This is a genomic window from Homoserinibacter sp. YIM 151385 (assembly GCF_027912415.1).
Taxonomy (GTDB): domain Bacteria; phylum Actinomycetota; class Actinomycetes; order Actinomycetales; family Microbacteriaceae; genus Schumannella.
Window position 1 is genome coordinate 916,001 of the sequence record NZ_CP115175.1, and the last position, 11,554, is coordinate 927,554.

Annotated in this window: 11 protein-coding genes; 5 read left to right on the forward strand and 6 right to left on the reverse strand. The window is 74.2% G+C overall.

Annotation, left to right across the window (positions count from 1 at the left end):
* From OF852_RS04405 to OF852_RS04415, 3 genes are read left to right on the forward strand one after another with little or no spacing between them, the layout of a single operon-like run.
* A complete protein-coding gene (locus tag OF852_RS04405; RefSeq protein ID WP_271120593.1) occupies positions 1 to 738 on the forward strand; it encodes a CDP-alcohol phosphatidyltransferase family protein in 738 nt (245 codons plus the stop codon).
* Positions 735 to 2,096, forward strand: a complete 1,362-nt coding sequence (locus OF852_RS04410) for an O-antigen ligase domain-containing protein (protein ID WP_271120594.1) — start codon at positions 735 to 737, stop codon at positions 2,094 to 2,096. Before OF852_RS04405 ends, OF852_RS04410 begins: the two co-directional genes overlap by 4 nt.
* Positions 2,089 to 3,705 (forward strand): lipopolysaccharide biosynthesis protein, encoded by a 1,617-nt coding sequence (locus tag OF852_RS04415; protein WP_271120595.1) that lies wholly within the window; start codon positions 2,089 to 2,091, stop codon positions 3,703 to 3,705. Before OF852_RS04410 ends, OF852_RS04415 begins: the two co-directional genes overlap by 8 nt.
* Here OF852_RS04415 and OF852_RS04420 read toward each other — a convergent pair.
* The 4 genes from OF852_RS04420 to OF852_RS04435 are packed head-to-tail and all read right to left on the reverse strand — an operon-like array spanning position 3,625 to position 6,926.
* A complete protein-coding gene (locus tag OF852_RS04420; protein WP_271120596.1) occupies positions 3,625 to 4,197 on the reverse strand; it encodes a glycosyltransferase in 573 nt (190 codons plus the stop codon). The genes OF852_RS04415 and OF852_RS04420 overlap by 81 nt on opposite strands.
* A complete protein-coding gene (locus OF852_RS04425; protein WP_271120597.1) occupies positions 4,194 to 4,643 on the reverse strand; it encodes a UDP-N-acetylglucosamine--LPS N-acetylglucosamine transferase in 450 nt (149 codons plus the stop codon). Before OF852_RS04425 ends, OF852_RS04420 begins: the two co-directional genes overlap by 4 nt.
* Positions 4,643 to 5,593, reverse strand: coding sequence for a glycosyltransferase family 2 protein (locus OF852_RS04430; protein WP_271120598.1), 951 nt, complete (start codon positions 5,591 to 5,593; stop codon positions 4,643 to 4,645). The genes OF852_RS04425 and OF852_RS04430 overlap by 1 nt, the downstream gene beginning before the upstream one ends.
* Complete coding sequence (locus OF852_RS04435) at positions 5,586 to 6,926, reverse strand: phenylacetate--CoA ligase family protein (protein WP_271120599.1); 1,341 nt, start codon at positions 6,924 to 6,926, stop codon at positions 5,586 to 5,588. Before OF852_RS04435 ends, OF852_RS04430 begins: the two co-directional genes overlap by 8 nt.
* A 123-nt stretch (positions 6,927 to 7,049) precedes the next feature.
* Between OF852_RS04435 and OF852_RS04440 the strand changes: the two genes are divergently transcribed.
* Together OF852_RS04440 and OF852_RS04445 are read left to right on the forward strand one after the other, a co-directional pair.
* A complete protein-coding gene (locus OF852_RS04440) occupies positions 7,050 to 8,174 on the forward strand; it encodes a Gfo/Idh/MocA family protein (RefSeq protein ID WP_271120600.1) in 1,125 nt (374 codons plus the stop codon).
* Positions 8,171 to 9,049, forward strand: a complete 879-nt coding sequence (locus OF852_RS04445; RefSeq protein ID WP_271120601.1) for a hypothetical protein — start codon at positions 8,171 to 8,173, stop codon at positions 9,047 to 9,049. The genes OF852_RS04440 and OF852_RS04445 overlap by 4 nt, the downstream gene beginning before the upstream one ends.
* 10 nt (positions 9,050 to 9,059) lie before the next feature.
* On the opposite strand, the gene OF852_RS04450 is transcribed toward OF852_RS04445, so the two are convergent.
* Entirely contained in the window at positions 9,060 to 10,070 is a 1,011-nt protein-coding gene (locus OF852_RS04450) for a Wzz/FepE/Etk N-terminal domain-containing protein (protein ID WP_271120602.1), read from the reverse strand.
* Positions 10,071 to 10,151: 81 nt separating this feature from the next.
* Positions 10,152 to 11,549, reverse strand: coding sequence for a DUF1501 domain-containing protein (locus OF852_RS04455; protein WP_271120603.1), 1,398 nt, complete (start codon positions 11,547 to 11,549; stop codon positions 10,152 to 10,154).
* Positions 11,550 to 11,554: the final 5 nt, after the last annotated feature.

Consider the following 11,554-nt stretch of genomic DNA (forward strand, 5'->3'; position numbering starts at 1 on the left):
GTGGCGATCGACACCGCCCGGCATGCGGGCGCCTCACCGTCGCGGCTCACGCGGCGGGAGGCGTCCGCGCGCCTGCGCGCGCACCAGAAGCCCGGCTACGGCGTTCCCGCCTATCTCCGCTGGGTGAACCGGGCCCTCGGCCGGGAGCTCGCGGCGGCCGCGGCCGTCGCGAGGCTCACGCCGAGCGCGGTGACGGTCCTGAGCGGGCTCGCCTCGGCTGCCGGGCTCGCCGTCATCCTCGTCGCGCCGCACGAGTGGCTGTGGTCGACGATCGCGGCCGCGCTCCTGCTCCTCGGCTACGCGCTCGACTCGGCCGACGGCCAGCTCGCGCGTCTGACCGGCGCCTCGAGCGTCGCCGGCGAGTGGCTCGATCACGTCGTCGACGCGATCCGGCTGCCCGCCGTGCACCTCGCGCTCGCGGCCGCCCTGCTGCGCGAGGGCGAGCCCCTCTGGGTCTCCGGGCTCGCCCTCGCCTTCGCGGCACTCGCCTCCGGCTGGTTCTTCGCGCAGACGCTCGCCGAGAAGCTCGGCGCCCCCGCGCCCGCGAGCCCGCAGCACGCACCCTGGTGGGTCTCGGTCGTGAAGCTGCCGCTCGACACCGCGTTCCTCTACCTCCTCGTCCCCCTGCTCGCGGTGCCGGTGCTCTTCACGGCCGGGTACGCGGGGCTGTTCCTCCTCACCCTCGCGGCCGCGGCCGCCTCCGTCCGGCGCAAGTACCGGGCGCTCGCCGCGGCATGAGCACCGCGCTCACCCGGCCGGGGCGTGTCGCCGCGCGCGCGCCCCGGCCCGCTCCCGCCACCTCGGCGAGCGCCCCCGCCGCCCCCGCCGCTGCGCGGCCCCTGCCCGCGTGGCCCGTGCTCGTCCTGCTCTGGGGCATGCCCGTGTGGTGGGCGCTCGGCATGCTCCCCTTCGCGAGCGTCGTCATGGCGCTCCCGATGGCCGCGCTCCTCACGCTCCGGCGGGTCTCCGTGCCGCCCGGGATCATGCCCTGGATCGCCTTCGTCGTGTGGATGGTCCCCTGCGCGCTCATGCTCGACTCGATGGGCCGCATGATCGGCTTCGGCGTGCGCTTCGCGCAGTTCGCCTCGATCGCGGTCATCCTGCTCTACGTCGTGAGCGCCGCCACCACCCTCACCCTCCGGCGCATCGTCGCGGGCCTCACCTTCACCTGGGTCTTCGTGATCCTCGGGGGCTGGCTCGGCGTGCTCTGGCCCGAGATCACGCTCACCCAGACCATCGGCCAGCTCCTGCCCTCCGCGATCCGCGAGAACGAGTACGTCAGCGACCTCGTGTTCCCGCCCTTCGCGGAGGTGCAGACGCCGTGGGGCGCCGAGGAGCCCTTCGTGCGCCCTTCGGCGCCGTACGCCTACACGAACGGCTGGGGCGCGGCCATGGCGATCCTGACACCGGTCGCCGTCGCGAACGCGGCGCTGCGCCGGAGCTCCCGCTCGGTGCTCGTCGTCGTGCTCGGCTCGCTCGCCGCCGTCCCGCCCGCGATCGCGAGCAGCAACCGCGGCCTCTTCGTCGGCGTCGCGATCGCGGTCGCCTACGTGCTCGTCCGGGCGCTCGCGCGCGGCGCCCTCGCGCAGGTGCTCGCGGTCGCGATCCTCGCCGCAGGCATGGCCCTGCTCCTCGTGCTGTCGGGCTTCGCGGCGGCCATCGTGAACCGTCAGGAGACCGTCGACACGACCGAGGGGCGCTCGCTGCTCTACGAGGAGACGCTGCGGCGGACCCTCGAGTCGCCGGTCCTCGGCTGGGGCGCCCCGCGGCCCTCCACCTGGAGCGAGATCTCCGTCGGCACGCAGGGGATGGTGTGGAACGCGATGTTCTGCTTCGGCTTCGTCGGCCTCGCGCTGCTCCTCTGGTTCCTCGTCGGCGGGATCGCGCGCACGTGGGGCGTCCCGGACGACACCGGGCTGTGGTTGCATGCGAGCGTCGTCGCGGCGCTCGCCATGAGCACCTACTACGGGCTCGACCGGCACATGCTCACGATCGGGCTGGTCCTCGCGGTCCTCCTCCGCGAGCGCGCCGACCCGGCATCCGCGTGGTGGCACGGCCCGCGCGCGATCCCCGAGGCAGGGGGCTCGCGTGCCTGAGCGCCGGGAGTCCCTCGCCCGCGGCGGGCTCACGAGCCTGGTCGGCTCGGCGGTCGCCGCGCTCGCCGCCCTCGCGCTCGCGGTCGTGCTCGGCAACGGCGCGGGCGCGGAGGGCACGGGCCGCTTCTTCCAGGCGGTCGCCGTCTTCACCGTGATCACGCAGGCCCTCAAGCTCGGGACGAACAGCGCGATCGTGCGCGTCGTCGCCGAGCAGCGGGCCGTCGGCGCGCGCGGCGAGCTCTGGCGCACGGCGCTCGTCGCCGTGCTGCCCGTCCTCGTCGCCTCCGCGCTCACGGGGCTCGCGGTCTGGCTCGCCGCCGAGCAGCTCGCGGGGGCGCTGGGCGGAGACGGCCGCCTCGCCGAGCTCCTCCGCATCCTCGCCCCCTATCTCGTGATCGCCGCGGCCATGGGTGTGCTCCACACCGTCACCCGCATGGTCAACGGCGTCGCCGCCTTCACGCTGCTGCAGAGCGTGCTGCTGCCGCTCGCGCGCCTCGGCGCCGTGCTCGCGGCGCTCGCCCTCGGACTCGGCTCGCAGACGGCGGTCGCGGCCTGGCTCGCACCCGTCCCGCTCGTGCTCCTCGTCACGATCGCCCTGCTCGTCCGCCCGCTCCTGCGCGACTGGCGCGAGCGCCGCGCCGCGCGCGGCTCGACGGGCGCGCACGCACGGGAGTTCTGGCGCTTCAGCTCCGCGCGCGGCGTCGGCGCGGCGCTCGAGACCGCCGCCGAGTGGGCCGACGTGCTCCTCGTCGCCGCCATCGCCTCCCCCGCGGCCGCCGGCGTCTATGCGGTCGTCACGCGGAGCGTGCGCGCCGGGCAGGTCGTCGACCGCGCGATGCGCATCGCCGTCGCACCCCGCATCTCGACGCTCCTCGCCCTCGGCGACGTCGCCGAGGCGAGCCGCCTGCATACGGCCGTCACCCGCGTCATGATCCTCATGGCCTGGCCCTTCTACCTGGGTCTCGCCGTCTTCGCGCCCGCGGTCCTCGCCGTCTTCGGCCCCGAGTTCGCCGCGGGCGCGGGCGTCCTCGCCGTCATCGCCGTGGCGGCCATGGTCCAGAGCTCGACGGGGATGCTGCAGAGCGTGCTCCTGCAGGGCGGGCATGCCTCGTGGCAGCTCGGCAACAAGGCCGCGGCGCTCGCGGTCGCCGTCGCGGCGAACCTCGCCCTCCTCCCGCTCATCGGGCTGTGGGGCGCCGCGATCGCCTGGACGGCCGCGATGCTCGTCGATCTCGGGCTCGCCGCCTGGCAGGTGCATCGGAGGATGCGCGTGCGGCTCGAGCCGGGGCGCCTGCTCCTCCCCGCCGCGATCCCGCTCGTGCTCGTCGGCGGTCCCGGTCTCCTGCTCGGACCCCTCGTCGGGGCGAGCCCGTGGCGCGCCCTGCTCGCGCTCGCCGCCCTCGCCGTGCCCTACCTGCTCGTGCTCTGGCTGCTCCGACGGCGCCTCGGCCTCGACCGCGTGCTGCACTCGCTCCTCGGCCGGCGCGACCGCGACACCGCCGACGGCGGCGGCATCCCTCCCGAGCCCTCAGCGCCCGCGGCGGTCGGCGAGGATCCCGCGGACGCTCCGACGAAGCCGCCGTCCGCGCTCGCGGCGAGGCAGGGCTGACGGCGGCGACGCGAGCATCGCGGCGACCGTCCCAATACCCGGCACCTCGACCTCCGCCGACACGGCGCTCGGGAGGGTGCCGCCGAGCACGCCGTCGAGCGCCGCGTGCAGCTCCTCCTCCGCGAGCGCCATGTGGATGAGCCCGAGCGAGTCCGCGACCTCCGCGAAGCGCAGCTGATGGTCGTCGACCACCTCGTCGTCGACCGGCACCCGCGGCACGACGATGGGCCGCCGACCGAGCGCGCGGAGGTCCATGATGCCGCCGGCCCCGCCCTGGAGGACCACCGCATCCGCCGCACGGCACAGCTCGAGGAGCGCCGAGTACGGCAGGATCTCGTGGTTCTCCGCCCCCGCGACAGGTCTCGTCGGCCCGTGCTGCACGACGACGCGCGCCTCGGGATGCGCGGCCGTCCACCGCTCGACCCACTCGATGAGCCGCGTGAACGGCAGATGGTAGGTGCCGGCGCTCACGACGACGAGCGGCTCGGTCACAGGATCATCCCCACATCCTCGGCACCGGGATAGTGCTCGCGCAGCTGCGGCCACTGCACGAGGAAGCGGTCCGCGAACGGGTAGGTGAGCCGGCCGCTGAGCGACGGCCGGGCGATGCGGTCGACGGGCTCGATGTAGACCGTCGCCGCGCCATGTCGGCGCGCCTGCGCGAAGAAGGGGAGCGCGATCGCGGCGCCCGTCGAGAGCACGATGTCGGGCCGGAACTCGCGGAGCACCCGACGCGCGAGTCCCACGTTGCGGATGAGGTTCGGCAGGTTCCGCACCGTCGGGTAGTGGCACTCGACGACGTCCTCCTCGGCGAGGCGCGAGCGGGCGTCCTCGACGGGGAAGGTCACCCAGCGCCGCTCGTGCGCGCCCCACCACGGCCGCAGGGCGAGCGCCTGCGTGAGGTGCCCGCCCGAGGAGCAGACGATGAGCACGCGCATCAGATCCCCTTGCCGAAGCGCCGCGCGACGCGGGCGACGCGATCCGGCGTCACGAGCCGGAGCGAGATCGCGATCGCGATCGCCGCCTTGAGCTGCCGCGGATCGTTGCGGAGGGCGCGTCTGGCCCAGCGCCGCGCCACCGCGGGCTGCCCGCTCGCCGCGAGCGCGAAGGCGACCTGCGCCTGGATGCGGCCGAGCGGCCTAGGCGCGTCGAGGAAGTCGGGGTGCTTGCGCAGCAGGTAGCGCAGCGCCTCGGCGTACTTCGCCCACTTCCCCATGAAGTGCGACTCCCCCGTCCAGCGCACCTTCACGAGCGGCTCGTCGACGACCCGCACGGGCGCGATCGCGGCGGTGCGGAGCAGGATGTCGTAGTCCTCGCCGTAGCTGATCGGCAGCTCCTCGTCGATGAGGCCGAGCTCACCGAGGAGCGCCTCGCGACGGAACAGGAGGCTCGAGGAGTGGAGGCCGGGGAGCCGGTTCGCGATGAGCTGCGGCCGCTCGACGAGCTCGGCGCCGACGAGCCGCTCGTGGATCCGCTCGCCGTCGTCGACGAGCATCGCGGTGCCGACCAGGAGCGCGGCGGGATCGTCGCGGAGCCGCTCGAGCTGCCGCCGGAGCTTGGCCGGCAGCCAGACGTCGTCGTCGTCGAGGAAGGCGACGAGCTCCGTCGTGGCCTCGAGGATGCCGGTGTTGCGGGCTCCGGCGAGGCCACGGGTCCGGCTGTTCGGCACCCCGCGGATCGAGCGGCCGGCGGGCACCACGAGCTCGGGGATGCACACCTCGGCCGCGTCGAAGACGATGACGACCTCGATCGGCCCCTCGTGATCCTGCTCGAGCACGCTCCGCACCGCGAGTGCCATGAGCTCGGGCCGGTCGTGCGTCGGCACGACGACCGTGACGCCGGGGTGCTCGGCGGGCCGGGCGGCGGGCTGCGGCGCGGACTCAGACATCGACGACCTCCGATCGGATCACGCGCGACTTGCCGCCGTCGTGCGCGATAGGCTGCTCGGCGCGACGGGCGGTGACCGGCACCTGACCCCCGACGATGCGGCGCAGCTCGGCGACCGCCTCCTCGACGACCGCCTCGGCGTCCGCTGCGGCCCCGGGCCGCCAGTCGATCCGCACCGAGCGGTCGGCCGACTGCACGATCTGGAACTGGCTCACGGCATCCGGTCGCGCGTTGAAGAGCCCCGTGAGGCCGCCCGCGATCCGCTGCCCGTCGGGCAGGCGGAGCACGTCGCTCACGCGCCCCTCGACGGCGCGGATGCGCGGCAGCGTGCGCCCGCAGGCGCAGACGCCGTCGAGCAGTGCCGAGCGGTCGCCGAGGCGGTAGCGGATGATCGGCTGGACGCCGTTCGCGAGATCGGTGACGACGACCTCCCCCGTCTCGTCGGGCGCCGCGGGGCGGCCGTCCGCCGCGAGGATCTCGAGGATGCGATGGTCGGCGAGCACATGAAGGCCCTCCCGCTCGGCGCACTCGGCCGCCATCCACGGGACCTCGGCGGAGCGGTACTGATCGTGCACGGGCGCCCCGAGCGCGGCCTCGATCTCGGCGCGCTGGGCGGCGGTCGCGGGTGCCGCCGTGATGCCGACGGCGCGGAGCCCGGGGATGCGGCGCCCCCGCTCGGCGGCGTGACGCGCGAGCTCGTGGACGCCCCCGACGTAGCCGTTGAGGAGCGCCGTGCGTCGCTCCGCGAGCTCGTCGAGGAACGCGTCCATCGCGGCGGGCGTCATGCGGGTGGCGTCGAGCACGGTGCGCCGGCTCGGCCACCACTCGAGACGCTCGCGCCGCCGGGCCGCGGCGGAGCGCCGATCGCGCTGCACGAAGGCATGGTCGTCGGCGGGGTGCACGCCCCACCACCCGTAGACACGCCACCACATGGCGGCGGTGGGCGCGCGTCGGTCGTGGCGGACGAGCAGCGGCTGCCCGGTCGAGCCGCCTGTCGCAGAGGGGAGGCGATCGGAGGCGGGGCGTGCGGGGTCGAGCACGGCGTCACCCGCCTCGCGCAGCGTGGCCTTGTCGACGGTCGGGAGGTGATCGAAGACCTCGGGATCGCGCAGCTCGGCTGGTCCGATGCCGACGGCGGCATACAGCTCGCGGTAGAAGGGCACCGTCTCGGCGGCATGCTGCGCGAGGGCCATGCCGCGCTCGATCGACCGCTGTCGCAGCAGCTCGGGATCGAGTCGCTCGGCCTCGATCATGGCCCGCGATGCGGCGCGGACGGGGCCCTGCGCGAGCCGCGACTTCAGCTCCCAGAGCAGCCGGGGGGTCCGGGCGGTCACAGCGCACCTCCTCGCGTCGAGCCCCCTCGTGGATGAACTGTATACCCGGAGGACGTTCTTGAGTAAACTCCATGTCATCCGGCCGTCACCCCCAGCGGCCGCACTCCCCCGAATGGAGAACCCGTGGTCGACGTCGCCCTCGTCGGCGTCGGCAAGATGGGCTTGTCCCACTTGTCGATGGTCCGAGCGCACCCGGATGTCCGCGTGGTCGGCGTCTGCGATTCCGCCGCCTACGTCCTCGACGTGCTCGGCAAGTACACCGGCCTGCCGACCTTCACCGACGTGGAGCGCATGCTCGATCAGGCCCGGCCCGAGGCGATCGTCATCGCGACGCCGACGGCCTCCCACGCGGCCCTCGTCCGCACGGCGATCGAGCGCGGCATCCACGTCTTCTGCGAGAAGCCGCTGACCCTCTCCGGCGAGGAGTCGACCGAGCTGTCGCGTCTCGCCGAGGAGCGCGGGCTGGTCACGGCGGTCGGGTACCACAACCGCTTCGTCGGCGCCTTCCGCGAGCTGCACCGCCTGCTCGAGGCCGGCGCGATCGGCACCGTGTCGCACGCGCTCGCCGAGTCCTACGGCCCCGTCGTGCTGAAGCCGAAGGGCTCGACCTGGCGCAGCCGGCGCGGCGTCGGCGGCGGCTGCCTCTACGACTACGCCGCCCACCCGCTCGACCTCCTCGCCTGGTGCTTCGGCGAGGCGGAGTCGGCGCGCGGCTCCGTGCTCGGCAGCATCTTCTCGGCCGAGACCGATGACGAGGTCTACAGCACGCTGCGCTGGCCGGGCGGCGTCACCGCCCAGCTCTCGGTCAACTGGTCCGACGAGTCGCAGCGCAAGATGACGACGAAGCTCAGCGTCTGGGGCTCGGCGGGCCGCATCGTCGCCGACCGCCAGGAGATCCAGGTCTACCTCCGCGACACGGCACCCGCCGTCGAGGGCTACTCGCCGGGCTGGAACGTGCGCTACACGACCGAGCTCACCGAGCCCGTCTGGTTCTATCTCCGCGGGGAGGAGTACTCGGCCCAGCTCGACGACTTCGTCCGCGCGGTCGCCGCGGGCCGCCCGGGCGAGAGCTCCTTCGCGAGCGCCGCCGTGACCGACCGGGTGATCGATCGCATCCTCCGGGATGCGGAGGCCGGCACCGCCGCCGAGTCCGCCTCGCTCCCGGCCGGCGGTCTCGCGGCGGCCGGCGCCGCGGCGCCGACCCCCCGACGCGGCCTGTTCCGCCGCGCGGCGAGGAGCGCGTCGTGAGCGCGCCCATCGACCGCCTCCTCTTCGGCGACAACCAGTTCTTCGGCGTGAACCACATGTCGGAGGAGAAGGCGCGCGCACAGGCCATGCGCTTCCAGTCGACCGAGGCGATCGTCGAGGTCCTCGACGCCGCCTACGCGGAGGGCATCCGCACCTTCATGTGCACGACGCACGAGCGGATCGCCGAGATCGCGGACCACGTGCGCCGGAACCCCGAGCGCTACCCCGACTACCGCTTCTATCCCTGCATGCCCTACGCCCACAAGTACGCCAACGCGGTGACGCAGGACGGCATGCTCGGCGCGCTCAGGCGGTTCATGCCGAGCGAGGGCCTGCTGAGCACCGCGCTGCGGTCCGGGCGCTCGCTCGCGGCGAAGGACATCGAGGGCATCGTCACGGTGCTCGTCGACAGCGAGATGCGGATGTTCGAGGGGCTCTCGACGCCGGTGATCTTCCTGCAGAACGTCGTGGTCGACCTGCTGCTCGGCCTCGGCTTCACGGACGCGTTCCGGATCTTCGCCGAGCACGTCCGCACCCGCTACGGCGCCGAGCCCGGCTTCATCACGATGAACCTCCCGATGCTCCTCGACGAGCTCGACCGCGCGGGCGTCGAGAACCCGATCGTCTGCGCGAACATGAACGCGATCGGCTTCCGGATGGCGGGCGGCATCGAGGGCTACGAGCGCGCGCTCGCGGAGCGGCGCTTCCGGCCGATCGCGATGTCGGTGCTCGCCTCCGGTGCGATCGCGCCGCGCGAGGCATTCGAGTGGGTGCGGGACCGGCCCGAGATCGAGGCGGTCGTCTTCGGCGCCTCCTCGCACGGCAACATCCGCTCGACGGCGGGCATCGCCCGCGAGCTCTGGCCCGCCGGCTGAGCGGCACCGCTCAGGAGCGCCCGGGCTTCGACGCGCCGCGACTCGGACGCTTCGCGGTCGTCCCGCCGGTGCGCTTCGCGGGGGCGCGCTTCGCGGGCGTCGCACGGGGCGCGGGCGCCGGCTCGCCCTCAGCCGGCTTCCCCGCCGCCTTGCCCGCCTCGGGCTCGGCCGCCGGAGCCTCGGGCGAGGCCGCGGGCGACGCCGTGACCGACGCGGCGGCGTCCGCCTCCGCGGCCGCCGGGGTCGCCGCAGCCGGTGCGGGCGCCGGCGCCGGCGCCGGCACCGCATCCTCCGGCCGGCGCCGCAGCAGCGCCGCGAAGACGCCGACGAGCAGCCCGAGGAACGCTCCGCCCGCGAGGAAGATGAGGATCGACGGCTTCGTCGCGTCCGTCGGCGTCGTCGCGGGGCTCACGACGCTGCCGGGATAGAAGGTGTTCGAGACGACGAGCGCGAGCCGCTCCTGGAGCGTCTGGATCTGGAGCTCGAGCGATCGTGCGGTCGCGCTGTCGTCCGCCGTCCCGTCGAGGCGCGCCTCGAGCTCCGCGATCCGGTCCGTCAGATTCGACTCCGCCTGCTGGACGATGCCCTCCGCGTTCGCGACCCGCTGCTCGCGGTAGGACTCGGCGATCGCATTCGCGGCCTCCGCGGCGCGGGCCGGGACGGCATCCGTGACCGTGAACTCCAGGACCTGGGATCCGCGGGGCACGAGGACCTCGAGCGCGCCCGCGAGCGCCTCGGGGCTCGTGCCGCCGAGCGACTCGGCGGCCGGCCCCAGGACCTCGGTCGAGGTCGCGACGACGCGCTCGGTCTCCATGTTGACGGTCGCGCTCGAGCCGGGGTCGACGACGGCGACGGGCTCGACCGTCAGCGTCGCGGTCGCCTCGTAGCGGCTCGGCCAGAGGAAGCCGATCACGCCGGCGGCGAGCACGGCGACGAGGATGACGGCGATGAGGAGGCGGCGCTCGCGTACGACGCGCCGGGCCGCCTCGTCGAGGGTCAGGGGGGCTGCGGGCTCGACCATGGGGGACTCCGTTCGGGTCGCGCCAGTCTACTGACGCGAGCCCCGCTCGGGAACGCCGGATCGGGCCGATTCGCGCACGGCCTAGGCCATGACCCCGATCGCGCTCGGGCTCCAGGACGGGAAGACGCTCGACATGGCGCCCTGGCTGATGTCGAGGCGCGTCGTCACGACCTCCGTCAGCACGTCGCGGTAGTCGTTCCAGCCCGGGATGTCGCCCTCGTCGTTCGCGAGCTTCGCGTCGTCGAGCCCGTCCCAGCGGCCCTTGACGCCGCCGCTGACCCCGCCGCCGAGCACGAGGACCGCGCCGCCGTGCCCGTGGTCGGTCCCGCCGCTCGCGTTCTGCTCGACGCGGCGCCCGAACTCGCTCATCGTGACGACCGTCGTGTTCCCGAGGTGGTCGGCGCCGAGGTCGTCGGTGAAGGCGCGCAGGCACGCCGCGAGGTCGTCGAGCTGGCGCTTCATGTCGCCGCCGTCGACCGTCCCCATCCCGGTGTGCGTGTCCCAGCCGCCGACGTCGATGCAGGCGACGCGGACCCCGGCGCCCGCCTTGATGAGCTCGGCGAGCGAGGCGAGGGCGTCGGCGAAGTTGCTGTTCTCCGGGTAGACGACGGCGGGCGCCGCGGGGCGGGCGTCGCGGATCGCCTTCGCGGTGTCGAGGGCGGAGAGCACGAGCTCCGCCTGGGCCGCGATCGGGTGGTCGAGCCCCGTGTAGAGCCGCTCGAGGGCGTCGCGCGTGACGCCGACCTCGCGCGCGTCGACGTTGATCTTGAGGCTGTCGAGATCCCGCATCGCGAGCGACCTCGATTCGCCCATGAGCGATCGGGGCAGGGTGCCGCCCACCGCGACCGAGCGGAAGGTCGTCCCCGGTCCCGCCGCCTCGAGCACGCGATCCAGCCAGCCCGTCGTGAGCGAGTTCGAGGAGCCGCGCTCGAGGCAGTCCTGCGCCTGGAAGTGCGAGCGCGTCAGGTCGGGCGTGCTGACCGCCGGGACGACCGCGAGCTGCCCGCGGTCGATGAGCGGCTTCAGCGGCTTCATCGAGGGGTGCAGGCCGAAGCCGCGCCCCATCGGGATGAGCTGGTTCGTCGCGCTGCTCCGGGCGAGGATGCCGGGCCGCTTCTTGAGGAGGTACGGGTCGTTGTCGGGCACGAGGAGCGAGAGCCCGTCGAGACCGCCGCGGAGGAAGATGACGACGAGGGTGCCGTTCGAGGGCGTCGCCGCCGAGGCGTAGGAGACGCGGCTCGTGACGAGCTGCGAGCCGAGCGCCGCGACGCCGACCCCCATGCCCGCCTTGAGGAAGGTGCGGCGGTTGAAGCCCTTCGACCAGGCCGCCTTGCGCTGGTGCTTCTCGCGCTCGGCGCCCGCGGCGACGGCGCGGATGGCGGCGTCGCGAGTCGTCGGGCCGAGCGTCTGCCAGTCGGTGCAGTCGGGGTGCATGGATCGCAGGATCGCGTCGTCCTGCGCGCTCACGGTCTCGCTCATCGGAT

What these genes read in the sequence shown, in the direction of transcription:
- OF852_RS04410 (WP_271120594.1), top strand. Translation starts at nt 735, where the DNA reads ATGAGCACCGCGCTCACCCGGCCGGGGCGTGTCGCCGCGCGCGCGCCC.
- OF852_RS04425 (WP_271120597.1), bottom strand. Translation starts at nt 4,643, where the DNA reads ATGCGCGTGCTCATCGTCTGCTCCTCGGGCGGGCACCTCACGCAGGCG.
- OF852_RS04430 (WP_271120598.1), bottom strand. Translation starts at nt 5,593, where the DNA reads ATGTCTGAGTCCGCGCCGCAGCCCGCCGCCCGGCCCGCCGAGCACCCC.
- OF852_RS04450 (WP_271120602.1), bottom strand. Translation starts at nt 10,070, where the DNA reads ATGGTCGAGCCCGCAGCCCCCCTGACCCTCGACGAGGCGGCCCGGCGC.
- OF852_RS04455 (WP_271120603.1), bottom strand. Translation starts at nt 11,549, where the DNA reads ATGAGCGAGACCGTGAGCGCGCAGGACGACGCGATCCTGCGATCCATG.